The organism is Stenotrophomonas sp. 24(2023), from assembly GCF_030913365.1.
GTDB lineage: Bacteria > Pseudomonadota > Gammaproteobacteria > Xanthomonadales > Xanthomonadaceae > Stenotrophomonas.
The window spans coordinates 248,542-270,982 of sequence record NZ_CP133160.1; the positions used below are offsets into that span (position 1 = coordinate 248,542).

Consider the following 22,441-nt stretch of genomic DNA (forward strand, 5'->3'; position numbering starts at 1 on the left):
CCGAGGAGCTTCTGCCATGCGTTCACTGATTGCCTGCACTGCCCTGCTGTTGTTGCCGCTGTCGGCCCAGGCCGCCGACGCACAGAACTGCAAGTTCACCGCGCCGCGCGCGCTGAAGCTCGATACCACCGGCGTCAAGGCCGTGCTGTTCGAGGTGAACCAGCATGACCTGAAACTGACCGCGCGCAGCGGAGCGGGCCAGCTCGACGGCCGCGCCTGCGCCTCCAGCCAGGACGCGCTCAACGACCTGGTACTGGACCAGCGCCGCAACGGTGACACGCTGGTGGTGAGCCTGCGCCGCGACGGCAAGCAGATCAACTGGAGCACTGGCAACAACTACGCCTGGCTGGACATCCATGGCAGCGTGCCGGACAACCTGCCGCTGCAGTTCAAGGTCGGTTCCGGCGATGCCTCCATCGAAAACGCACAGTCCGTCAGCGTGCAGACCGGCTCGGGGGACTTCATCGCCCGTGGCACCCGCGGCAACCTGCAGGGGTCGGTCGGTTCGGGCGATCTGATCATCGAAGGCGCCGGCAGCCTGAACCTGTCCTCGGTCGGCTCCGGCGACGTGAAGGCCCGCACCATCGGGGGCAGCACGCGCATCGGCACGGTCGGCTCCGGCGACGTGGAAGTGGCCGACATCCGTGGCGATGCCAGCGTGGACACCATCGGATCCGGCGATGTCAGCTTCCGCCGCGTGACCGGCAGCGTGGAGATCGGCGTGGTCGGCTCCGGCGAGGTGACCCTGGATGACATCGGCCGCAACGTCAACGTGCGCAGCCATGGCTCGGGGGACGTCACTGTCAATGGTGCCGGCGGTTCGCTGACCGTCGGCCACAGCGGCAGCGGCGATGTGAACCACAGCAACGTGCGCGGTGCGGTGAACCTGCCGCGCCGCAAGTAACACCGCCATCCACGCCATCATCGAGGGGAAGGACATGAATGCGATGCGCCTGCTGCTGCCCACCGCGCTGCTGTGCCTGCCGCTGGTCGCCTGTGGCGGCCCTGCCGGCAATGACCAATCACCGGGCAAGGCCGTAGCCGAAGCGACCAGCAACGTCGGCCAGACCGTCAAGGAAGCCACCGACAAGGCCCGCAAGGAAGTCATCCAGGGCAACATCTCGGTCTCCGCCGACGGCCAGCCCAAGGCCGCCATCACCCCGGACGGGCGCTTCCTGGTCGATGGCAAGGAAGTGCCGGCCGATGACAACCAGCGGCGGCTGCTGAAGGCCTACCGGGGCCACGTCGAAGCCATCGCACTGGACGGCATGGACATCGGCCTGGCCGGGGCCAAGCTGGGGGCCAATGCCGCCGGCGAAGCCATCAAGGGCATTTTCAGCGGCGACACGCAGGGCCTGGAAGCCCGCATCAATGCGCAGGCCGACCAGATCAAGGCCCATGCCCAGCGCATCTGCAAGCGCCTGCCGGCCCTGCTGACCAGCCAGCAGGCCCTGGCCTCGGCCCTGCCCGCCTTCAAGCCGTATGCCACGATGGAACAGAAGGATGTCGATGACTGCGGCAAGGACAACGGCAAGGGCTACACCGTCAACTTCTGATGCGACATGACAGCGCACCTGGCCGGCAACGCACGCCGTTGCCGGCCACCGGTGCCACAGGGGCTTACAATGAAGCCCCCCCGGGAACACCGCATGCCCATCATGAAGAAGCTGCTCCTGCTGCTGGCCGCCCTGCTCTGCCTGGGCCTGGCCGGCTGCGACCAGGATTACCGCAACCACCGCGCCGAACGCGGCAAGCCGAAGATCTCCGTCAGCGAGGGCCTGGTGACCGTGCGTCGCCCGCCGGCGCCGAACATCATCATCCTGCCCAATGGGCACATGAAGGTGGACGAGATCGAGATCCCGCTCGATGCACGCCAGCAGCAGATGCTGCAGACGATGTTCGGCCAGCTGCAGGTGCTGCGCCAGAACACGCTGGTGGAGGCGCCGGCCGATCCCAACATGCAGCCGGTCAAGATCGTCCCGCCGGCCGGGGTGAACCCGATCCCCGCCGACCTGGTGCAGGCGATTCCCGAATTCAAGGATTACACCCAGACCTTCGGCAATATCGTCGCCGACCGGCGCTGAACGGAAAACGCCGCCCCCAGGGCGGCGTTTCTCATTGGACCGGTAACGCCAGGCCATGCCCGGCGAGCGCAGCACGCGGCCCGCCGGCATGCCACCGGCCGATCAGCCGCCCGCGCCACCACCACCGGCATGGATGCCGCCCGCGGTCAGCGCGGTCGGGTCCAGCAGGCGGCGCAGCTCCGCTTCCGCCAGGCCGCTGTCTTCCAGCGCGACATCCAGCACCGGGCGCTGTTCCTTGTAGGCCCGCTTGGCGATCGCGGCCGCCTTCTCGTAGCCGATGATCGGGTTCAGCGCGGTTACCAGGATCGGGTTGCGGGCCAGCGCCTCGGCCACGCGGTCCTCGCGCACCTTCAGCCCCGCGATGGCACTGTCGGCCAGCAGGGTGGACACATTGGCCAGCAGGCCGATGCCATCGAGCAGGTTCACTGCGATCAGCGGCAGCGTCACGTTCAGCTGGAAGTTGCCGGTCTGGCCGGCCACGGTGATTGCCGTGTGGTGGCCGATCACCTGCGCGCAGGCCATCACCGTGGCCTCCGGAATGACCGGGTTGACCTTGCCCGGCATGATCGAGCTGCCCGGCTGCAGTGCCGGCAGTTCGATCTCGCCCAGCCCGGCCAGCGGACCGGCGTTCATCCAGCGAAGATCATTGGCGATCTTGATCAAGGCCACGGCCAGTGCGTTGAGCTGGCCGGACAGTTCCACCGCGTCGTCCTGCGCGGCCAGGCCCTCGAACTTGTTGTCGGCACTGTCGAACCTGATGCGGGTCTGCTGCTTGAGCGCCTTGGCCACCTGCGCACCGAAGCGCGGGTCGGCGTTGATGCCGGTGCCGATGGCGGTGCCGCCCAGCGGCAGGCGGCGCACGCGCTTGAGGCTGTCCTCGATGCGCTCCTGGGCCGAGGCCAGCTGTGCCGACCAGGCACCGAACTCCTGCTCGAAGGTCAGCGGCATGGCATCCATCAGGTGGGTGCGGCCGGTCTTGACCACCTTGCGCAGGCTGCGACCCTTGCGGTCGATGGTCTTGCGCAGGTGCACCAGCGCTGGCAGCAGCTGCTCATGGGTGGCCAGCACCGCCGACACGCGCAGCGCGGTCGGGATCACATCGTTGGAGCTCTGCCCCTGGTTGACGTGGTCGTTGGGATGCACGACGGTCTTGCCCGCCTTGCCGGCACGGTTGGCCAGCGTGGCGATGACCTCGTTGGCATTCATGTTCGAGGAGGTGCCCGAACCGGTCTGGTACACATCGATCGGGAAATGCGCATCCCAATCGCCGGCCGCCACTTCGGCGGCGGCCGACGCGATGGCCTTGGCCACGCCCTTGGGCAGATGGCCCAGTTCGGCATTCACCTCGGCGGCAGCGCCCTTGACCAGGCCCAGCGCGCGGATGAACCCACGCGGCATCCGCTGGCCGGACACCGGGAAATTCTGTACCGCGCGCTGGGTCTGCGCGCCCCACAGGGCATCGGCCGGCACCTGCAGCTCGCCCATGCTGTCATGTTCGGTCCGGAAACCGCGGGTGGCACTCTTGCTTGCAGCTTTGCTCATTGCATCGACTCCGCACTACTTCGTCGTTGGGGAAAGGGAAGCGGCGGCTGGCAGGGTGTCGCTTCCCGGGCTGGCGGCGGCAATAACGATACTCCCTTGTCCGTGGCCTGGGATGACGAAATCGCCCGGTAGCGCCAGGCCGTGCCTGGCAAGCGCACGGCACAACGGCCCCCGCCCGGCACGCATGGGCCCCGCACGTCGTAGACTATGCCCCCCGCCGCTCGTCCCTGCCCCGCCGACATGTCCGAATCCGCCCTGCTCGCCCTGTCCCCGCTCGATGGCCGCTACGCCGGCAAGGTCGATGCCCTGCGCCCGATCTTTTCCGAATACGGCCTGATCAAGGCCCGCATCGTGGTCGAGGTGGAATGGCTGCTGGCCCTGGCGGCCGAGCCGGGCATCGTCGAGCTGGCACCGTTCTCCGCCGCCGCCACCGCCCGCCTGCGCGCGCTGGCCGCCAGCTTCAGCCCGGCCCAGGCCGCGCGCGTGAAGGAGATCGAGCGCACCACCAACCATGACGTCAAGGCGGTGGAGTACTTCATCAAGGAACAGCTGAAGGACGACGCCGAGCTGGCCCCGGCGCTGGAGTTCGTGCATTTCGCCTGCACCAGCGAGGACATCAACAACCTCAGCTACGGCCTGATGCTGGAACAGGCCCGCCGCGAGGTGCTGCTGCCGACCCTGGATGGCATCGCCGCCACCCTGCGCACCCTGGCCCATGCCCAGGCCGCCCAGCCGATGCTGTCGCGCACCCACGGCCAGACCGCCTCGCCCACCACCCTGGGCAAGGAGCTGGCCAACGTGGTCGCGCGCCTGGAGCGCCAGCGCCGGCAGATCGCCGCGGTCGAGCTGACCGGCAAGATCAACGGTGCGGTGGGCAACTACAACGCGCACGTGGCCAGCTACCCGGACGTGGACTGGCCGGCCTTCGCCGAGCGTTTCGTCACCGGCCTGGGCCTGGTGTTCAACCCGTACACCACGCAGATCGAGCCGCACGACAACGTGGCCGAGATCGGCGACGCCGCGCGCCGCGCCAACATCATCCTGATCGACCTGGCCCGCGACATCTGGGGCTACATCTCGCTGGGCTACTTCAAGCAGCGCCTGAAGGAAGGTGAAGTCGGCTCCTCGACCATGCCGCACAAGGTCAACCCGATCGATTTCGAGAATGCCGAAGGCAATTTCGGCATCGCCAACGCGCTGTTCGAGCATTTCAGCGCGAAGCTGCCGATCAGCCGCTGGCAGCGTGACCTGACCGATTCGACCGTGCTGCGTGCGCTGGGCACCGCCTTCGGTCACAGCCAGGTGGCACTGGATTCGCTGGCCAAGGGCCTGGGCAAGCTGGAAGTGAACCCGCAGCGCCTGGATGCGGACCTGGACGCGGCCTGGGAAGTGCTGGCCGAGGCCGTGCAGACGGTGATGCGCCGCCACGGCCTGCCGAACCCGTACGAGCAGCTGAAGGCGCTGACCCGTGGCCAGGGCATCACGGCCGAGTCGATGCGCGCGTTCGTGCAGGGGCTGGAGCTGCCGGCCGATGCCAAGCAGCGGCTGCTGGAGATGACCCCGGGCAGCTACACCGGCCTGGCTGAAGCGCTGGCGAAGAAGATCTAAGGGGTTTTCCTGCGGCGGCGGCCGCGTGCGCTGCCTGCGGCAGGCTGTTTCTGCAACAGCAACAGCAACAGCAACGGCAACGGCAACGGCAACATCAAAAGCGGCTCTGGGTTACTGCGGCTTGGGCGCGCCGGGGTGGGCAGCCGGGACACGCCGTGAACCCATCCCTGGGGGCTCGTAGGCGCCATCCATGGCGCCTGCGGTCCCGGCCACCCACCCCGGCGCACCTTCGACAGATTCCCGGTGACGGATCGAAGAGCAGTGGGGTGTCGGGATGGAATTGAGAGGGACGCGGCTTCGCCGCGTCCCTCTTTCGTTTTTGGGGTACCTGCAGTGGATGGCGCTTTCCCGGGCAACGTCATCCACGCATGGCGTGGATCTACATGCTTCCTTTCCGTGGCGGGCCGCGCAGGAAACTGTCAAGGGTCGGGTGGGGTGGGTTCGCGGGACCGTTGGCGCCATGGATGGCGCCATCGAGCCCCCATGGATGGGTTTACGGCGTGTCCCGCGAACCCCCCCCCCCCCCCCCCACCCAGCCCATGAACCCAGCGCTTTACGCGACCCAACCACCCGCCACGAGGGGCTCCGCCGTTGGCCGGAACCCCGCGACAAACCACCACACGTGCGCAATCCCAACGAACGTCGGACAATGGTGGCCTTGGTGGCCCGCTACACCGCCACTCCCGCTTTCCGCTGCAAGGATTTCCCATGGCCGCCCGCAAGCCCATCGCCTTCCCGATCGAAGTCCACGCCCGCCCGGGCCAGCCGCTGGGCATGGCCCCGGCGGTGTTCCTGCGCGATTTCTGGCAGAAGCGCCCGCTGCTGATCCGCAATGCTTTCGCCAACTTCCAGACCCCGGTGCAGCCGGAAGACCTGGCCGGGCTGGCCTGCGAAGAAGGCGTGCTGGCGCGCCTGATCCGCCACGACCGCGCCACCGATGGCTGGACCGTGCGCAGCGGCCCGTTCGCCGAGGAACTGTTCCCCACCCTGCCCGACCACGACTGGACCCTGCTGGTGCAGGACGTGGACAAGTGGGACCCGGACGTGCGCGCGCTGATCGACCGGTTCGATTTCCTGCCGCGCTGGCGCATGGACGACGTGATGATCAGCTTCGCCGCCACCGGCGGCTCGGTCGGTGCCCACGTCGACCAGTACGACGTGTTCCTGCTGCAGGCCCATGGCCACCGCCGCTGGCAGATCGATGCCAGCGAATCGACCAAGGGCAAGCGCCCGCCGCTGGGCTTCCGCCCGGATGTGGAGCTGAAGCTGCTGCAGGTGTTCAAGCCCAGCCACGACTGGGTACTCGCCCCGGGCGACATGCTGTACCTGCCGCCGAACGTGCCGCACAACGGCGTGGCCGAAGATCCCTGCCTGACCTTCTCCTTCGGCATGCGCGCGCCGTCGTCGGCCGAACTGATCAGCGACTACCTCGATACGCTCATCGCCGATGCCGATGAGAACATCCGCTACCAGGACCCGGACCTGGCCCTGCCGGCCGACCCGAACGAGATCGATGCGGTCGCCATGGGCCGGGTCATCACCGCGCTCAACGCCATCCGCATGAACGATCCGGACACGCTGGGCGACTGGTTCGGCCGGTTCATCACCACCTACCGTGCCGCCGGCGAAGTGATGGCCCACCAGGCCGCGCCGCCGCAGGACGAGGTGGTGGCGGGCCTGCACGACGGCCTGCTGCTGCAGCGCCACCCGTGGGCACGCCTGGCCTGGCGCCGGGCCAAGCGTGGGGCCAGCCTGTACGTCAGCGGCCGCGACTTCGCATTGCCGGTCAAGGACGCGCAGCGCCTGGCCGGTGCCGAGCAGCTGGACGATGCCGCCTACCGCGCCCTGTCCGACAAGGGTCGCGCGGTGGTGCAGCAGCTGCTGGCCGGGGGCGTGTTCCAGCTGATCGACCCGAACGAGGTCCATGCCGGCGAGGAAGAGGACGATGGCGAGGAGGGCGTGCTCGGTGAGGTGATCGAAGGCCGCACCCGCGTCGATGCCATCGATGCCGACGCGGTGTCCGATGGTGTGCACACCGTGACCGTGCACGATGACGGCATCGAGGTCATCGTCAACTTCGAGGACGACGAAGAAGATGACAGCACGCCCGGGCGTGGCTGAGCCATGAGCGCGCTCCGGGTCCAGCAGGTCCGCCACGAAGACGCCCACGCCGCCATCCACGCGGTGCGGCAGCGGGTATTCGTGCAGGAACAGGGCATCGCCGCCGAACTGGAGCGCGATGCCCTGGACCCGGTCTGCGCCCATGTGCTGGCGCTGGATGCACAGGACCAGCCGGTGGGCACCGGCCGCCTGGCCCCGGACGGCCGCATCGGCCGCATGGCGGTGCTGGCCAGCCACCGCAACCAGGGGCTGGGTGAGGCCCTGCTGGCGGCGCTGGTGGAGGCCGGACGTGGCCTGGGCCTGGCCACGCTGTACCTGCACGCGCAGCTGCCGGCCCGCGACTTCTATGCCCGCCAGGGCTTCCTGCCCGAAGGCCCGGAATTCGAGGAAGCCGGCATCGGCCACCAGCAGATGCGCCGCCGCCTGGACGGGCCCAGCGCCATCAGCAGCCGTGCCGAAGCCATCGCCGCCACCACCGCCGTGATCCATCGGGCGCGCCGCCAGCTGTGGGTCCACAGCGCCCAGCTCGACCCGGGCCTGCTGGACGCGCCGCCGGTGCAGGCGGCCCTGCGCCGCTTCGCCACGGCCCGCCACGACAAGCAGCTGCGAGTGATCGTGCAGGATGCCGCCACCATCGCGGCCACCGGCGCCCCCTTGCTGGCGCTGGCCCAGCGCCTGCCGAGCGTGATCCAGTTCCGCGACGTTGCCGATGCTGGCGACCGGGCCCTGGGCTCGGCCTGCCTGCTCAACGATGCCGGCGACTTCTACTTTCGTCTGATCGGGCACCGCCTGGACGGCGAAGCCGGCTTCGCGCTGCCGTCACGTTCGCAGCCGTTCGTGCAGCAATTGCAGCGCATCTGGGACCGTTCGCGCGATTGCAGCGAACTGCGCGCCCTCGGCATCTGACCCCGGGCCCAGCGCCCGAACCTGTCTGCGAGCGACATCGGCGGTCCCGAGCGGCCCGCCGCGGTGCCCCTTCGTGTCCGGATGGGGGTACAATTTGCCTGTTTGAACGCGCCCGCGCATGGCTATTCATCATTCCGGCCGGGTCCTTCTGAAGCCATACCCCACAAGCGAATCAACAGCCTCCATCGTGGACAATCTACTGAAGCAGTTTGCGCAGTCATCGCAGCTCGCCGGCGGCAACGCCTCCTATGTCGAGGATCTGTACGAGCAGTACCTCGTTTCTCCGGACAGTGTCGATCCCAAATGGAAGGCCTACTTCGACGGCTTCAAGGGCCGCGAAGCGGGTGACATTCCGCACTCGGCCGTCATCGCGCACATCGCCGATGCCGCCAAGGACGCACTGAAGGCCGGCACCGGCGCCGGCGCGGGTGATGAGCGTGAACGCAATGTCGGCCGCCTGATCACCGCCTACCGTTCGCGCGGCCACCTGGGCGCCCGCCTGGACCCGCTGGGCCTGACCGCGCCGGTCAACCCGCCGGACCTGGGCCTGCCGTTCCACAGCCTGTCCGAGGGCGACCTCAACGCCGAATTCAGCACCGGCGGCGTCGGTGGCCAGCCGCGCATGAAGCTGCGCGACCTGCTGGCCCGCCTGAAGGCGACCTACACCGGCTCGATCGGTGCAGAGTTCATGCACATGCCCGAAGCCGAGCAGCGCCAGTGGCTCTACAAGAAGCTGGAACTGGCCGGTGGCAACTACCAGCTGGACGCTGACACCCAGCGCCGCACCCTGGAGCGCCTGACCGCGGCCGAAGGCCTGGAGCGCTACCTGCACACCAAGTACGTCGGCCAGAAGCGCTTCTCGCTGGAAGGCGGCGATGCGCTGATCCCGATGATGGACACCATCATCCGTGATGCCGGCAAGGACGGCGTCAAGGACGTGGTGATCGGCATGGCCCACCGCGGCCGCCTGAACGTGCTGGTCAACACCCTGGGCAAGAACCCGCGCAAGCTGTTCGACGAATTCGAAGGCAAGTTCGAGCACGACGACCACGCCTCCGCCGGCGACGTGAAGTACCACATGGGCTTCTCGGCCGACGTGGCCACCGAAGGCGGCCCGGTGCACCTGGCCCTGGCCTTCAACCCGTCGCACCTGGAAATCGCCGACCCGGTGGTCGCCGGTTCCGTGCGTTCGCGCCAGGAGCGCCGCAAGGACACCGCCCGCAAGCAGGTCATGCCGATCCTGATCCACGGCGACGCGGCCTTCTCCGGCCAGGGCGTGGTCATGGAGCTGTTCCAGATGTCGCAGGCCCGCGGCTTCGCCGTCGGCGGCACCGTGCACATCGTGGTCAACAACCAGGTCGGCTTCACCACCTCCAACCCGCAGGACACCCGCTCCACGCGCTATGCCACCGACGTTGCGAAGATGATCGCCGCGCCGGTACTGCACGTGAACGGCGATGACCCGGAAGCGGTGGTGTTCGCCGCCAAGCTGGCCTTCGAGTTCCGCCAGGCGTTCGCCAAGGACGTGGTCATCGACCTGATGTGCTACCGCCGCTGGGGCCACAACGAGGCCGACGAGCCGGCGATCACCCAGCCGCTGATGTACCAGGTGATCCGCAAGCACGCCACCACCCGCGAGATGTATGCCGAACAGCTGGAAAAGGCGGGCGTGATCGCCGCCGGCGCCGGCAAGGCGCTGGTCGATGCCTACCGCGAGAAGCTTGATGCCGGTGAAGTGACCACCGAGCTGGCGCAGGTCGAGAAGACCCCGCCGTCCAGCCCGCTGTACGTCAACTGGCCGCAGCTGCTGGAAGGCAAGCTGTCCGACCCGGTCTCGACCCAGGTCGAGATGGGCAAGCTGAAGCAGCTGGCCGAACTGATCAACAACGTGCCGGCCGAAGTGCAGCTGCACTCGCGCGTGGCCAAGGTCTATGACGACCGCCGCAAGATGGCCGCCGGCGAGATCCCGGGCGACTGGGGCTTTGCCGAGAACCTGGCCTACGCCACCCTGCTCGACGAAGGCAACGCGCTGCGCCTGGTCGGCCAGGACGTGGGTCGCGGCACCTTCACCCACCGCCACGCCATCCTGCACGACCAAGCCACCGACAATTACTACCTGCCGCTGCGCCAGCTGGTCGATTCGCCGGAAAAGGCCACCGTCATCGATTCGCTGCTCAGCGAAGAAGCGGTGATGGCCTACGAATACGGCTTCTCCACCACCGATCCGAACACGCTGTGCATCTGGGAAGGCCAGTTCGGCGACTTCGCCAACGGCGCCCAGGTGGTGATCGACCAGTTCATCGCTGCCGGTGAAGCCAAGTGGGGCCGCATTTCCGGCCTGACCCTGCTGCTGCCGCACGGCTACGAAGGCCAGGGCCCGGAACACAGCTCGGCGCGCCTGGAGCGTTTCCTGCAGCTGTGCGCGCTGGAGAACATGCTGGTGGTGGTGCCCTCGACCCCGGCACAGGCCTTCCACATGCTGCGCCGCCAGCTGCGCATGACCACCCGCAAGCCGCTGGTGGTGATGTCGCCCAAGTCGCTGCTGCGCCACAAGCTGGCCGTGTCGACCCTGGACGAACTGGCCAACGGCGAGTTCCAGCACCTGATCGGCGATGCCAATGCGGACGCCAAGAAGGTCAAGCGCGTGGTGCTGTGCTCGGGCAAGGTCTACTACGACCTGCTGGAAGACCAGACCAAGCGTGGCCAGGACGATGTGGCGATCATCCGCGTGGAGCAGCTGTATCCGTTCCCGCGCGCGCTGCTGGCCGCCGAACTGAAGAAGTACGGCAAGGCCACCGACGTGGTGTGGACGCAGGAAGAACCGCAGAACCAGGGTGCGTGGTACCAGATCCGCCACCACCTGCAGTTCTGCCTGGCCGATGGCCAGAGCCTGCACTACGCCGGTCGCGCGCGTTCGGCATCGCCGGCCGCCGGTCACATGGCTGACCACATCCGCGAACAGCAGCAGCTGGTCGCCGATGCACTGGTCAACCCGTTCAACGACCAGGTCGCTGAATAACTCCTCCCCCTTATTTAGAAGACAAACCAGGAAGCTCCCGCATGGCCACCGAAGTCAAAGCCCCGGTACTGCCCGAATCCGTCGCCGACGGCACCATTGCCACCTGGCACAAGAAGGTGGGCGACGCCGTCAAGCGCGACGAAAACCTGCTTGACCTGGAAACCGACAAGGTCGTCCTGGAAGTGCCGTCGCCGGTCGATGGCGTGATCAAGGAAATCAAGTTCGCCGAAGGCGCGACCGTGACCTCCAGCCAGGTCGTGGCGATCATCGAGGAAGGCGCCGTGGCCGCTGCCCCGGCGCCGGCCGCGGAAGAGAAGAAGGCTGACGCCGCCCCGGCCGCGGCTGCACCGGCCGCTGCCGCTGCGCCGGCCCCGGCCGCCAAGTCGGCCGCTGACGGCCTGCCGCCGGGCGCCCGCTTCACCGCCATCACCGAAGGCGTGAACCCGGCCGACGTGGACGGCACCGGCCGCCGCGGCGCGGTGACCAAGGAAGACATCGTCAACTTCGCCCGCAACGGCGGCGCCGGCAAGGCCGGTGGCGCCCGTCCGGAAGAACGCGTGCCGATGACCCGCATCCGCAAGCGCATCGCCGAGCGCCTGATGGAGTCGAAGAACTCCACCGCCATGCTGACCACCTTCAACGAAGTCGACCTGTCCAAGGTGTCGGCCGCGCGCAAGGAACTGCAGGACGAGTTCGTCAAGGCCCACGGCATCAAGCTGGGCTTCATGAGCTTCTTCGTGAAGGCCGCTGCCAACGCGCTGCAGCGCTTCCCGCTGGTCAACGCCTCGATCGACGGCGACGACATCATCTACCACGGCTACTCGGACATCTCCATTGCCGTGTCGACCGAGAAGGGCCTGGTCACCCCGGTCCTGCGCAACGTCGAGCGCATGTCCTTCGCCGACATCGAAAAGACCATCGCCGACTACGCCAAGAAGGCGCGTGACGGCAAGCTGGGCCTGGACGAACTGCAGGGCGGCACCTTCACCGTCACCAACGGCGGCACCTTCGGTTCGCTGCTGTCCACCCCGATCATCAACCCGCCGCAGAGCGCCATCCTGGGCATGCACGCCATCAAGGAGCGTCCGATCGCCCAGAACGGCCAGGTCGTGATCGCGCCGATGATGTACCTGGCGCTGTCCTACGACCACCGCATCATCGACGGCAAGGATTCGGTGCAGTTCCTGGTGGACATCAAGAACCAGCTGGAAAACCCGGGCCGCATGCTGTTCGGCCTGTAAGACACCTCCCGCCCCTCCGCGCCTGCGCGGAGGGGTTCTGGTATAGCAACAAGGACTCATCAAATGGCTGAACAATTCGACGTCGTCGTCATCGGTGCCGGCCCGGCCGGCTACCACGCCGCCATCCGCGCCGCGCAGCTGGGCCTGAAGACCGCCTGCATCGACGCAGCGCTGGGCAAGGACGGCAAGCCGGCCCTGGGCGGCACCTGCCTGCGCGTGGGCTGCGTCCCGTCCAAGGCGCTGCTGGATTCCTCGCGCCAGTTCTGGAACATGGGCCACATCTTTGGCGACCACGGCATCAGCTTCAAGGATGCCAAGATCGACGTCGAAGCGATGGTTGGCCGCAAGGACAAGATCGTCAAGCAGTTCACCGGCGGCATCGCCATGCTGTTCAAGGCCAACAAGGTCGCCACCTACTACGGCTTCGGTGAACTGCAGCCGGGCAACGTGGTCAAGGTGACCCAGCATGATGGTTCGGTGGTCGAGCTGAAGGGCACCAACGTCATCATCGCCGCCGGTTCGGATTCGATCGAACTGCCGTTCGCCAAGTTCGACGGCGAGACCATCGTCGACAACGTCGGCGGCCTGGACTTCACCGAAGTGCCGAACCGCCTGGCCGTGATCGGCGCCGGCGTGATCGGCCTGGAACTGGGCAGCGTGTGGAAGCGCCTGGGCGCTGAAGTCACCATCCTGGAAGCACTGCCGGACTTCCTGGCCGTCGCCGACGCCGAAGTGTCGAAGGTCGCCGCCAAGGAATTCAAGAAGCAGGGCCTGGACATCCGCCTCGGTGCCAAGGTCTCCAGGACCGAGATCACCGGCAAGGGCAAGAAGAAGGAAGTCGTTGTCACCTACACCGACAGCGAAGGCGAAAAGACCCTGACCGTGGACAAGCTGCTGGTGGCCGTCGGCCGCCGCGCCGCCACCAAGGGCCTGCTGGCCGAAGGCACCGGCGTGAAGGTCAACGAGCGTGGCCAGATCGAAGTCGACGCGCACTGCCACACCGGCGTGAACGGCGTCTGGGCGGTCGGCGACTGCGTGCGTGGCCCGATGCTGGCCCACAAGGGCTTCGAGGAAGGCATCGCCGTGGCCGAACTGATCGCGGGCCTGCCGGGCCACGTCAACTTCGACACCATTCCGTGGGTCATCTACACCGAGCCGGAACTGGCCTGGGTCGGCAAGACCGAGCAGCAGCTCAAGGCCGAAGGCATCCCGTACAAGGCCGGCAGCTTCCCGTTCGCCGCCAACGGCCGTGCCGTGGCGATGGTCGAACCGGCCGGCTTCGTGAAGGTGCTGGCCCACGCCGAAACCGACCGCATCCTGGGCATGCACCTGGTCGGCGCCAACGTGTCCGAACTGGTGCACGAAGGCGTGCTGGCGATGGAGTTCAACGGCTCGGCCGACGATCTGGCGCGTATCTGCCACGCCCACCCGTCGCTGTCGGAAGTCGTGCACGACGCCGCCATGGCGGTGAGCAAGCGCGCCATCCACAAGGCCAACTGATCGGCTGACCCACCGGTGCATGCCGGCGCGCCCGGCCTGCACCGGATACGGAAAACCCCGCCTTGGCGGGGTTTTTTTGTTGTACCGCCCCGCCTCGGCGGGGTTTTTTGTTGTACCGCGCTGCGCTGCAGGGACTACTGCCGCAGGAAGCGCGAAACCGCCGCGAAGAACGGTGCCGGCTGTTCGATCCACGGGAAATGCCCGGTGCGGTCCAGTGCCACCAGCTGCGCACCGGCAATGCCGTGCTGGATCGCCTCGGACATCGCCAGCGGGCATGCCGGGTCCTGCCGGCCCTCGACCACCAGGGTCGCCGCGGTGATCCTGCCCAGGTCCGACAACGGTGGCGCCGCCTTCACGGGCGGCGTCTCCTCGAACGCCTGGTTCATCGACGCCGACATCGTGTTGGTCAGGTGGCCGAGAAACACATCCGCATCCTTCTTTGGGTCGTACAGGAAGTAACCCGCACGCTCGCGGAAATAGGCGGTGAACGCCGCGTCGGTCCTGGGCGTCGGGTCGCCGATATGCTCGCGCAGCCAGGCGAAATCCGGCGATGCCTTGCGCCGCGCGGATTCAGCCTTGGCCACGCTGTCCGCCTCCTGCCTGTAGCCCAGCAGCTGGGCACCGACCAGCACCAGCTTGTGCACGTGGGCCGGGTGCTGTTCGGCATAGATGATCGCGATGGCCCCGCCATTGGAGTGCCCCAGCAGATCCATGCGTTCCAATCCCAGGTAGGCACGCAGCTGCTCCAGGTCATCGGCCAGGTCGCCATTGGTCAGGTGCGCGTCGGCCGCCACCGGCGTCGATCCGCCAGTGCCGCGCGGATCGTAGGTCAGCACCGTGAATTGGTCCTGCAGCGGCTTGAGCCCGTTGGCCAGGTAGGGCGTACCGATGCCCCACCCCGGCGACTGCACCACCAGCAGCGGCCCGTGGCCGGCGATCGTGTAGTGCAGCGTCAGCCCCTGCAGCTCGGCCACGTGCTCGCCGGCCGCGAGCCGGTCAGGCCCCTGTGCGCAGGCACCGAAACTTGCCAATGCCACCAGCGCCATGGCGTAAACCCGCAGTTGCTTCATGGTGTTCCCTTGCCCGCGTCCCTGCACCCCGGGAAGCGGGATGCCCATAGCCGCAGCGTACGGAAATCAAGACCGGACGACTTGACCGAAACCGGCCGCTTGCTGCCCTGCACAACAGCGGGAACAGTGTCGTCGGCGCTACGCCCAGCGCCCGGCACAACCCTGCACGCCCAGCACCTGCTGCACCTGCGTGAACCGCGCGGTCGCCACGCGGTTGGCCAAGGGGGCATAGGTGAAGACCACCTGCCCTGCGGCATCACGGATCTGCACATTCACGGCCTGCGTGGCGCAGGCCGACAATTGCTGCCAGGCGAACAGTTCGGCGATGTCTTCCGGCGCCGCAGCGGTGGCATAGAAGGATACGAACGGGCTGGCGGCCAGGGCCTGGTAGTAGGCTGGCGCCTTGCCGAGCGGGATCTTCGGCGCGCGCCGGAACCCGGTCTGCAGGGCCAGGCTGGAGGCCTGCGCCGCGACCGGCTGCCGGGCCGATTCCCACACTCCGGCCATCAGCGGTGCATGGCTGTCCGCGGTAAGCCCCAGCACCTGGTCCACCACGTGCGTGGCCTCGTGCAGCAGCACGTAGGTCAACGCATCCAGCGCGCCGGCCTCGACCTGCAGGTGCTGGCCGGTGCCGTCATCGGCGAACAGGTTGGCCTCTTTGGTGCCCAGGAAGCTGGCCAGCGATTCGTCCAGCAGGCTGGCGCGCAGCGTGATCGAAAATGCAGCGTCTTCGCCGGTGCCCTCACCGATGCGGGCGGTCAGCGCACTGCCCGCGCCCGGTTTCAGGTCCAGGAAGCTCAGGCGTTTCAGGTGCCGCTGCAGGATGCGCCGATGCAGGGCCGGCAGGCGCGCCAGTGCCGTATCGAACCGCGCCCATTCCGCGTCGGTCAGCACATGCACATGGATGTCACTGGCACCGGCATCGGCGTAGGCCGCCACGATGCTGGGCTCGGGTGCGCCGACCCGCGTGCGCAGTGGCGATGCCACATCGATGGCCGGGACCCCCGATGGCGCGACCGTGGTCGCTGCCGTGCCTGTTGCCGGCACAACGAAACCCGCTGCCATCAGCAGGCCCAGGGCAATCCGCATGCACCACCTCCAGCAGGAAGGAAATCGATCCTGGCAGCATGGGACCGCCCGCTGCGCATCGCGCAGTCTAGGCGTGGGCAAGGGCCTGCATCAATGCCCGGATGCGGCCTTGGTTGCGGGCACGGGCGGCGATGGCGGTGCCTTCGGCGGATCCTCGCAGACACGGTGCTGGGCCACGACACCGCCCACCTTCCATTCCTTCACCACCCGGCAGGTGTCCTTGGCAGCGGGTTGGCCATCGCCTGCCGCCGCGTCCGCCGCAGCGGCCTGCTGGCGCTCCAGATAGGCCGCCGCAGGCGGCGCGGCAAACGCCGGCGCCGCCATCAGGGCCAGGACCGCCAGTACGACCCGCCTCATGCCGTGGCCGGGCCGCCGCCCAGCAGTCGCGCCGGCAGCATGAACAGGGCGCGCAGGAAGGCGAACAGCGCCGAGAAGGTGATGCCGACCAGGCGGAACGGCAGGCTCAGCAGCCAGACGAACGGCCAGGCGACCAATGCCAGCACGGCCAACGGCCAGCACAGCACGAACAGCAGGCACCACACGCCCAGCGCGAACAGGGTCTTCATGACGGTCTCCATGCGCGGCCCCATGCCGCCTGTGACCACCCTGCCGCCCTGCCCCGTGGCCCGCAACCGGTTTGCGACGAAACCCGGCTGGGGGCGATGAAAGCCGTCGATCCACGCCCTGCCCATGCCCGGTAACGCCTGCCCCTGCCCAGCGGGCACGTCCGCTATACCGGCATCGCACCCGGTCGGCCGTGGGTCACCTGGAACCGTGCGGCTGGCCGCACGGCGGCATCACGGCGCAGCACGCTGTCGGCAAAGCGCAGTTCCGCATCCACGGTCTGCCGGTTCAACTGCAGGTTCCACCAGCCACGCCGGTCGCCATCGAAGTAGCGGATGTGCGGGTTCTGCGGAATCGATGGACCGTAGTACGGCCCATACGGCGTGTCATCGCCGCCGCTGCTGATCGCCGGGGCGATGAACTCGGTGGCGACCACCGGTGCGCCCGGTGCATCGAAATCCAGCTTCAGGTCATTGACGAAGCTGGAGTGCCAGTCGCCGCCCAGCACGATGGCATTGCCCTGCCCGCCCGCCTGCAGCGCCTGCAGCAGGCGCGTGCGTGCCGCAGGGTAGCCGTCCCAGGCATCGTTCCAGAAGCGCTCGCGCGGCGTGCCGCGGTCCAGCCGCAGCTGGGCCATCAGCAGCTGCTGCACCACCACGTTCCAGCGCGTGCCCTGCGCGGCCGCCATCGACTGCGCGAACCATGCCTCCTGCCCCGCGCCGAGCATGCTCGCGCGCGGGTCCAGTGCCGCCTCGCAGCGCGCCGATTCGCCCACGCCACACGGGTTGGCAGGCCGGAACTGGCGGCAGTCGAGCAGAGTCAGCTGGGCCAGGTCGCCGTAGCGCAGGCGACGGTGCACGCGCAGGCCGCCATTGCCGGTCGGCGTGCTGCGCATCGGCAGGTGTTCGTAGAACGCGCGGTAAGCGGCCGCACGACGGGCGATGAACGCTTCTACCGGGACATCGTTCTTTTCCGGGTGGATGCCGGAATAGTCGTTCTGTACCTCGTGGTCGTCCCAGATCACCGCGAAGGCATGCGCCGCATGTGCGGCCTGCAGGTCCGGGTCGAGTTTGTACAGTGCGTACTGGTCGCGGTAGCGCTCCAGGGTGATGGTCTCGCCACTGAAGCGCTGTGCGTCCAGCGTGCTGCCGCGTGCGTTCTGCAACGGGCTGTATTCGTACAGGTAATCACCGGCATGCAGCACCAGGTCCACATCGCTGCTGGCGATGTCGCGCAGCACCGGGTAGTAGCCGCTGTTCCAGGCCTGGCAGGTGCACAGGGCCAGCCGCAGCTGCTCCAGCGCAGTGTCCGGCAACGGTGCGGTACGGAAGTGGCCGACGGGACTTTCCTCGTCACCATCGCAGGCGAAGCGGTAGTAGTAGTCGCGGCCCGGGCGCAGACCATTGACCTCCACATGTACCGAATGCGCCAGCTCGGGCACCGCTGCGGCGACACCGCGCTGGACGATACGGCGCATGGCCGCATCTTCGGCGACGAACCAGCGCACCGGTACCGCACGCGGCGGCATGCCGCCGCCATCCAGCGGTGCCGGTGCCAGCCGCGTCCACAACACCGCGCCCTGCGGGTCCGGGTCACCGGCGGCGATGCCCAGCGTGAACGGATCACGCCCCAGCCGTGGCCGTGGGCCCGTCGCCGCCAGCCCGGGCATCGCGGCCAGGGCGATCGCGGCGCCTGTGCCCTGCCAGGCCAGGCGCAGCAGGCGGCGACGGGTTTCCACGTCCGGCAGCGGCTTCATCAGGGCGTGTCCCTCAGAAGCGCACGGTGGCGGTGGCCATCACCTGCCGCGGCGCACCGACCTGCATGGTCGCCAGGCTGCGGGTCGGGTCGGTGGCGTAGGTACCGTTGGTGTTGATGGTCGCCAGGTACTGCTTGTCGGCCAGGTTGGTCAGGTTCAGTGCCAGGGTCAGGTTCTGCGCCGGGCCGACCTTGCCCACGTCATAGGCCACCGAGGCGTTGAGCAGCCAGTAGCTGGGCACCGACTCATCGTTGGTATAGGTCACGTAGCGCTTGCCGACATGGTTGGCCGACAGGCGCACGTCCCACGGGCCGGGCGTCCAGGCCAGGGTGCTGGCGAACATCCACTCCGGCGTGTCCACGGTCTTCTTGCCGCGGGTGGGCACGATGCCGTTGTCGGTGTAGTCGCTGTCGTAGGTGCTGTCGTTGTACGACAGCGAGTTGGACCAGGTCAGGTCCTGCATCGGCTTGAGCTGCAGGGTGGCTTCGGCACCGCGGCTGCTGACCGAGCCCACGTTGGAGTACAGCGCCGGGCAGCCGAGAATGCCCACGCACTGGGCGATGGCCAGCAGGCGGTTCTCGAACTTCACGTCATACACGGCCAGCGAGGCTTCATAGCCACGGCCGTAGCCGCGCCAGCCCAGTTCGAACGTACGCGACTGTTCCGGCTTCAGGCCACGGGCGCTGGCATCGAAGGCGGCCTGCGGCACGTTGAACGGGCTGCCCACGCCCAGCGCGTAGGCGGCGATGTTCTTGGCGAACGAACCGAAGATCTCGTTGCTGTCGTTGAGCTTGAAGTTGAAGCCGGCCTGCGGCAGGAAGCCCTTCTTCGCGGTCAGGCTGCTGTTGTTGGCGTAGGTACCCAGCGGCGTGCGCACCGTGGTGCGGGTATTGGGCGACTTGGCGCCGACGTCGATGGTCAGGCGGTCATCGAACAGGCGGAAGCGGTCCTGCACGTAGAACTGGCGGGTGATGGTGCTGTAGTCCTGCAGCCACACGCGCTGGTCCGGGTTGCGCAGGAAATAGTCATCCTTCACCGGGCCATCGATGTAGTAGAAGTTGCGCTGCACGCTGTGGCTGTTGTCTTCGTACCACAGGCCTGCTTCCAGCTCGTGGCCGCCCACGGCCCAGGTGAAGGCCGCGGTGATGCCGGTGCGGTCGATCGCGTATTCGGTGGTGCGGATGGAGATCGGGATCTCGCGCGGGGTGCCCGGGTTGGACGGATTGGACGGGCTGAACCAGTGGCCCTGGCCACGGTTGCTGTGGTTGTAGACGTTGGCCTTCAAGCGCATCGTCTCGTTCAGGCCGAAATCGCCGGCCAGGCTGGTGATGTCGTCATTGCGCACGCCGTGGCCGGAGTAGTACGCATCCCACGGGCTGTTGACGCCGCCACTGTACTGGCCACGGGCTGCGGCCAGCGCGCGGTTCCAGTCCGGCGCGTAGTTGTCCCAGTTCCAGCCCAGGCGGTCGATCATTTCCAGCGACAGGTCCTGGTAATCGGCTTCCACGCGGCGCGAGGCATTGACCAGCGCGGTCAGCTTGCTGTCCACGCCGAAGCTGTAGGTGGCCTTGCCGTTGAACTGCTTCAGTTCGTGCGAGCCGGCGCCCTTCCACTTGTCGCTTTCCGAGTACACGCCGGACAGGTAGGCGGCAAAGCCCTGGTGGTCACCGGTGTCCAGGCGGGCATAGCTGCGGCGCGCGTTGTCGCTGCCGAAACCCTGCGCCAGGGTCACACCGAACTCGGTGGACGGGTCGATCGAATAGAACTGGAACACGCCGCCAAGGTTGCTGGTGGACGGCGTGCCCAGCGCACCGATGCCGGTGGACACTTCGGCACCGCCCAGGTTCTCGCTGATGACTGCGCGGCTGATATGCAGGCCGTTGCTGTTGCCGTAGCTCATGTTGCCCAGCGGAATGCCATCGAGCGTGTAGCCCAGCCGGCTCTGGTTGAAGCCGCGCAGGCTGATGCTGGTGGACCATTCGTAGGCGCCGGTGGCATCGGCCGATTCGAAGTGCACGCCCGGCTTGCTGGCCAGCAGCTTGAGCGGGTTGGCGCCGGGCGGCAGCACCTTCATGTCCTCGGCGGTCACGCGCTGGACCTGGCGCGCTTCGCCGCGGCCGATCACCGAAACCGAATCCAGGGTGGTGGCCGATGCACCATCGACAGGGGCCTCGTCGGCCCAGGCCAGCGACGGCAGAGCGGCACAGACCAGCAGGGTGAGCAGGTTGCGGCGGAGCGGAGCGTGGGCAGGCATGTAGGGCAGATTCCTTGTGCGCGCTGGACGCCGGTCGGTGGCGTCGGGAGGGAAGTTGCAGCGGCGGCATCGTAGAAGCTGCGCATTACATGACATTTACAACTGCGACATACGGAATGCACTTATGGCGAATGGTCGGCAGGGAGGCTGCAACGAAAAACGCCGAGCGGGGCTCGGCGTTGGTGTCTACGGCAAGAGGCTGGACGTTACTCGAACGAACCGACCGAATCGTGGGCCAGGTTGTCGAAGCGGGTGTATTCGCCGAAGAACTTCAGCTTGCACGAACCGGTCGGGCCACCACGGTGCTTGCCGATGATGATCTCGGCCAGGCCCTTGTCCGGCGAATTTTCCTTGTTGTAGTAATCGTCGCGGTAGATGAACACGATCATGTCCGCGTCCTGCTCGATGGCGCCCGATTCGCGGAGGTCGGCCATCACCGGGCGCTTGTCGGTACGTGTTTCCAGCGAGCGGTTGAGCTGGGACAACGCGATCACCGGCACGTTCAGTTCCTTGGCCAGACCCTTGAGCGAACGCGAGATCTCCGAGATTTCCGTCGCACGGTTCTCGCTGTTGCCCGGCACGCTCATCAGCTGCAGGTAGTCGATCACGATCAGGCCCAGGTCGTGCTCGCGCTTGAGGCGCCGGCACTTGGAACGCAGCACTTCCGGCGACACGCCCGGCGTATCGTCGATGAAGATCTTGGTTTCCTTCAGCATCTTGATCGCGCTGGTGACGCGGCTCCAGTCCTCGTCTTCCAGCTGGCCGGTACGCAGGCGCTGCGCGTTGATGCGGCCATTGGAGGAAATCAGGCGCATGGCCAGCTGCGAGGCAGACATTTCCATCGAGAACACCGCCACGCCCTTCTTCGACTTGATCGCCGCGTACTCGGCGATGTTCAGCGCGAAGGTGGTCTTGCCCATCGCCGGGCGCGCGGCCAGGATGATCAGGTCGGTCGGCTGCAGGCCGGCGGTCATCGCATCGAAATCGTTGTAGCCGGTCGGCAGGCCGGTGATGTTGCCGCCGTTCTCGAAGCGGTTGCGCAGCTCTTCGAAGGCATCCTTCAGCGCGCCGGGCATGGCCACGAAGTCGGTGCGCCCGCGCGCGCCCTGCTCGGCGATGGCGAACACCGATTTTTCCGCTGCCGACAGCAGCTCGCTGCTGTCGCGGCCCTCGGGCTGGAAACCGTCGTTGACGATGTCGGTGCCGACCTGGATCAGCTGCCGCAGCACCGCCTTGTCACGCACGATCTCGGCATAGGCCACGATGTTGGCGGCCGACGGCGTGGTGCTGGCCAGCTCGATCAGGTAGGCGCCATCGCCCACCAGGTCCAGCTTGCCCTGCGATTCGAACCACTCACCCAGGGTCACCGCATCGAACGGGCGCTCGCGCTCGGACAGCTCGCGGATCGCGCGGTAGATCATCTGGTGGTCGCGGCGGTAGAAGTCGCCTTCGTTCAACTGGTCGTTGACCCGGTCGTACGCTTCCGGCGCCAGCATCAGGCCGCCGAGCACCGCCTGTTCGGCTTCCACCGAATGCGGTGGCACGCGCAGCTGGTCGATGCGGCTGTCATCGCGATCGCGGTCGAAGCGGTCACCGCGCTCTTTGCGGTCGGAACGGAAGCCGGAACGGGCGGACATGGAGAGCGGTACTTCCTGGATAAGGGGCCAGACGAGTGTAGGCATGCACT

17 protein-coding genes are annotated in these 22,441 nt (G+C 67.5%); 9 read left to right on the top strand and 8 right to left on the bottom strand.

Going from position 1 to position 22,441, the window contains the following annotated elements:
* Window positions 1–16 precede the first annotated feature (16 nt).
* The 3 genes from Q9R17_RS01120 to Q9R17_RS01130 all read left to right on the top strand — a co-directional run bounded on the left by Q9R17_RS01120 (window position 17) and on the right by Q9R17_RS01130 (window position 2,084).
* Window positions 17–904: a hypothetical protein gene (locus tag Q9R17_RS01120; protein ID WP_308156636.1), complete on the top strand. Its 888-nt coding sequence runs from the start codon at window positions 17–19 to the stop codon at window positions 902–904.
* Between the two features lie 34 nt (window positions 905–938).
* The gene (locus Q9R17_RS01125) at window positions 939–1,556 is read left to right on the top strand and encodes a hypothetical protein (protein WP_308156637.1); all 618 of its coding nucleotides are present in this window, start codon (window positions 939–941) and stop codon (window positions 1,554–1,556) included.
* Between the two features lie 102 nt (window positions 1,557–1,658).
* On the top strand, window positions 1,659–2,084 hold the full coding sequence (locus Q9R17_RS01130; protein WP_308156638.1) for a hypothetical protein: 426 nt from the start codon (window positions 1,659–1,661) through the stop codon (window positions 2,082–2,084).
* Between the two features lie 102 nt (window positions 2,085–2,186).
* Here Q9R17_RS01130 and Q9R17_RS01135 read toward each other — a convergent pair whose 3' ends face one another.
* On the bottom strand, window positions 2,187–3,626 hold the full coding sequence (locus Q9R17_RS01135; RefSeq protein ID WP_308156639.1) for a class II fumarate hydratase: 1,440 nt from the start codon (window positions 3,624–3,626) through the stop codon (window positions 2,187–2,189).
* A 240-nt stretch (window positions 3,627–3,866) separates the two neighbouring features.
* Between Q9R17_RS01135 and purB the strand changes: the two genes are divergently transcribed.
* The 6 genes from purB (at window position 3,867) to lpdA (ending at window position 14,021) form a co-directional block, all read left to right on the top strand.
* Entirely contained in the window at window positions 3,867–5,234 is a 1,368-nt protein-coding gene (gene purB / locus Q9R17_RS01140; RefSeq protein ID WP_308156640.1) for an adenylosuccinate lyase, read from the top strand.
* 708 nt (window positions 5,235–5,942) lie between these two features.
* A complete protein-coding gene (locus Q9R17_RS01145) occupies window positions 5,943–7,355 on the top strand; it encodes a cupin domain-containing protein (protein WP_308156641.1) in 1,413 nt (470 codons plus the stop codon).
* A 3-nt stretch (window positions 7,356–7,358) separates the two neighbouring features.
* Window positions 7,359–8,261, top strand: a complete 903-nt coding sequence (locus Q9R17_RS01150; RefSeq protein ID WP_308156642.1) for a GNAT family N-acetyltransferase — start codon at window positions 7,359–7,361, stop codon at window positions 8,259–8,261.
* 187 nt (window positions 8,262–8,448) lie between these two features.
* The gene (locus tag Q9R17_RS01155) at window positions 8,449–11,280 is read left to right on the top strand and encodes a 2-oxoglutarate dehydrogenase E1 component (RefSeq protein ID WP_308156643.1); all 2,832 of its coding nucleotides are present in this window, start codon (window positions 8,449–8,451) and stop codon (window positions 11,278–11,280) included.
* 41 nt (window positions 11,281–11,321) lie between these two features.
* Entirely contained in the window at window positions 11,322–12,521 is a 1,200-nt protein-coding gene (gene sucB, locus Q9R17_RS01160) for a dihydrolipoyllysine-residue succinyltransferase (protein ID WP_308156644.1), read from the top strand.
* Between the two features lie 63 nt (window positions 12,522–12,584).
* On the top strand, window positions 12,585–14,021 hold the full coding sequence (gene lpdA, locus Q9R17_RS01165; RefSeq protein WP_308156645.1) for a dihydrolipoyl dehydrogenase: 1,437 nt from the start codon (window positions 12,585–12,587) through the stop codon (window positions 14,019–14,021).
* A gap of 134 nt (window positions 14,022–14,155) precedes the next feature.
* Here the strand turns inward: lpdA and Q9R17_RS01170 are convergent, their stop codons facing one another.
* From Q9R17_RS01170 to Q9R17_RS01200, 7 genes are all read right to left on the bottom strand, one after another.
* On the bottom strand, window positions 14,156–15,091 hold the full coding sequence (locus tag Q9R17_RS01170) for an alpha/beta hydrolase (protein WP_308156646.1): 936 nt from the start codon (window positions 15,089–15,091) through the stop codon (window positions 14,156–14,158).
* Window positions 15,092–15,229: 138 nt separating this feature from the next.
* Window positions 15,230–16,180, bottom strand: a complete 951-nt coding sequence (locus tag Q9R17_RS01175; protein WP_308156647.1) for a hypothetical protein — start codon at window positions 16,178–16,180, stop codon at window positions 15,230–15,232.
* Window positions 16,181–16,270: 90 nt separating this feature from the next.
* Complete coding sequence (locus Q9R17_RS01180) at window positions 16,271–16,537, bottom strand: hypothetical protein (protein ID WP_308156648.1); 267 nt, start codon at window positions 16,535–16,537, stop codon at window positions 16,271–16,273.
* A complete protein-coding gene (locus tag Q9R17_RS01185) occupies window positions 16,534–16,746 on the bottom strand; it encodes a hypothetical protein (protein ID WP_308156649.1) in 213 nt (70 codons plus the stop codon). Before Q9R17_RS01185 ends, Q9R17_RS01180 begins: the two co-directional genes overlap by 4 nt.
* Before the next feature lie 164 nt (window positions 16,747–16,910).
* Window positions 16,911–18,500, bottom strand: a complete 1,590-nt coding sequence (locus tag Q9R17_RS01190) for an alkaline phosphatase D family protein (RefSeq protein WP_308156650.1) — start codon at window positions 18,498–18,500, stop codon at window positions 16,911–16,913.
* Between the two features lie 13 nt (window positions 18,501–18,513).
* Window positions 18,514–20,754 (bottom strand): TonB-dependent receptor, encoded by a 2,241-nt coding sequence (locus Q9R17_RS01195; RefSeq protein WP_308156651.1) that lies wholly within the window; start codon window positions 20,752–20,754, stop codon window positions 18,514–18,516.
* 206 nt (window positions 20,755–20,960) lie between these two features.
* Window positions 20,961–22,391 carry a replicative DNA helicase gene (locus Q9R17_RS01200; RefSeq protein ID WP_308156652.1) on the bottom strand — a complete coding sequence of 477 codons (1,431 nt, stop codon included), beginning with the start codon at window positions 22,389–22,391 and terminating at the stop codon, window positions 20,961–20,963.
* Window positions 22,392–22,441 lie beyond the last annotated feature (50 nt).

What these genes read in the sequence shown, in the direction of transcription:
- Q9R17_RS01175 (WP_308156647.1), bottom strand. Translation starts at nt 16,180, where the DNA reads ATGCGGATTGCCCTGGGCCTGCTGATGGCAGCGGGTTTCGTTGTGCCG.
- purB (WP_308156640.1), top strand. Translation starts at nt 3,867, where the DNA reads ATGTCCGAATCCGCCCTGCTCGCCCTGTCCCCGCTCGATGGCCGCTAC.
- Q9R17_RS01185 (WP_308156649.1), bottom strand. Translation starts at nt 16,746, where the DNA reads ATGAAGACCCTGTTCGCGCTGGGCGTGTGGTGCCTGCTGTTCGTGCTG.
- Q9R17_RS01195 (WP_308156651.1), bottom strand. Translation starts at nt 20,754, where the DNA reads ATGCCTGCCCACGCTCCGCTCCGCCGCAACCTGCTCACCCTGCTGGTC.
- Q9R17_RS01145 (WP_308156641.1), top strand. Translation starts at nt 5,943, where the DNA reads ATGGCCGCCCGCAAGCCCATCGCCTTCCCGATCGAAGTCCACGCCCGC.
- Q9R17_RS01150 (WP_308156642.1), top strand. Translation starts at nt 7,359, where the DNA reads ATGAGCGCGCTCCGGGTCCAGCAGGTCCGCCACGAAGACGCCCACGCC.
- Q9R17_RS01190 (WP_308156650.1), bottom strand. Translation starts at nt 18,500, where the DNA reads ATGAAGCCGCTGCCGGACGTGGAAACCCGTCGCCGCCTGCTGCGCCTG.
- Q9R17_RS01130 (WP_308156638.1), top strand. Translation starts at nt 1,659, where the DNA reads ATGAAGAAGCTGCTCCTGCTGCTGGCCGCCCTGCTCTGCCTGGGCCTG.
- lpdA (WP_308156645.1), top strand. Translation starts at nt 12,585, where the DNA reads ATGGCTGAACAATTCGACGTCGTCGTCATCGGTGCCGGCCCGGCCGGC.
- Q9R17_RS01170 (WP_308156646.1), bottom strand. Translation starts at nt 15,091, where the DNA reads ATGAAGCAACTGCGGGTTTACGCCATGGCGCTGGTGGCATTGGCAAGT.
- sucB (WP_308156644.1), top strand. Translation starts at nt 11,322, where the DNA reads ATGGCCACCGAAGTCAAAGCCCCGGTACTGCCCGAATCCGTCGCCGAC.
- Q9R17_RS01125 (WP_308156637.1), top strand. Translation starts at nt 939, where the DNA reads ATGAATGCGATGCGCCTGCTGCTGCCCACCGCGCTGCTGTGCCTGCCG.
- Q9R17_RS01135 (WP_308156639.1), bottom strand. Translation starts at nt 3,626, where the DNA reads ATGAGCAAAGCTGCAAGCAAGAGTGCCACCCGCGGTTTCCGGACCGAA.
- Q9R17_RS01200 (WP_308156652.1), bottom strand. Translation starts at nt 22,391, where the DNA reads ATGTCCGCCCGTTCCGGCTTCCGTTCCGACCGCAAAGAGCGCGGTGAC.
- Q9R17_RS01120 (WP_308156636.1), top strand. Translation starts at nt 17, where the DNA reads ATGCGTTCACTGATTGCCTGCACTGCCCTGCTGTTGTTGCCGCTGTCG.
- Q9R17_RS01180 (WP_308156648.1), bottom strand. Translation starts at nt 16,537, where the DNA reads ATGAGGCGGGTCGTACTGGCGGTCCTGGCCCTGATGGCGGCGCCGGCG.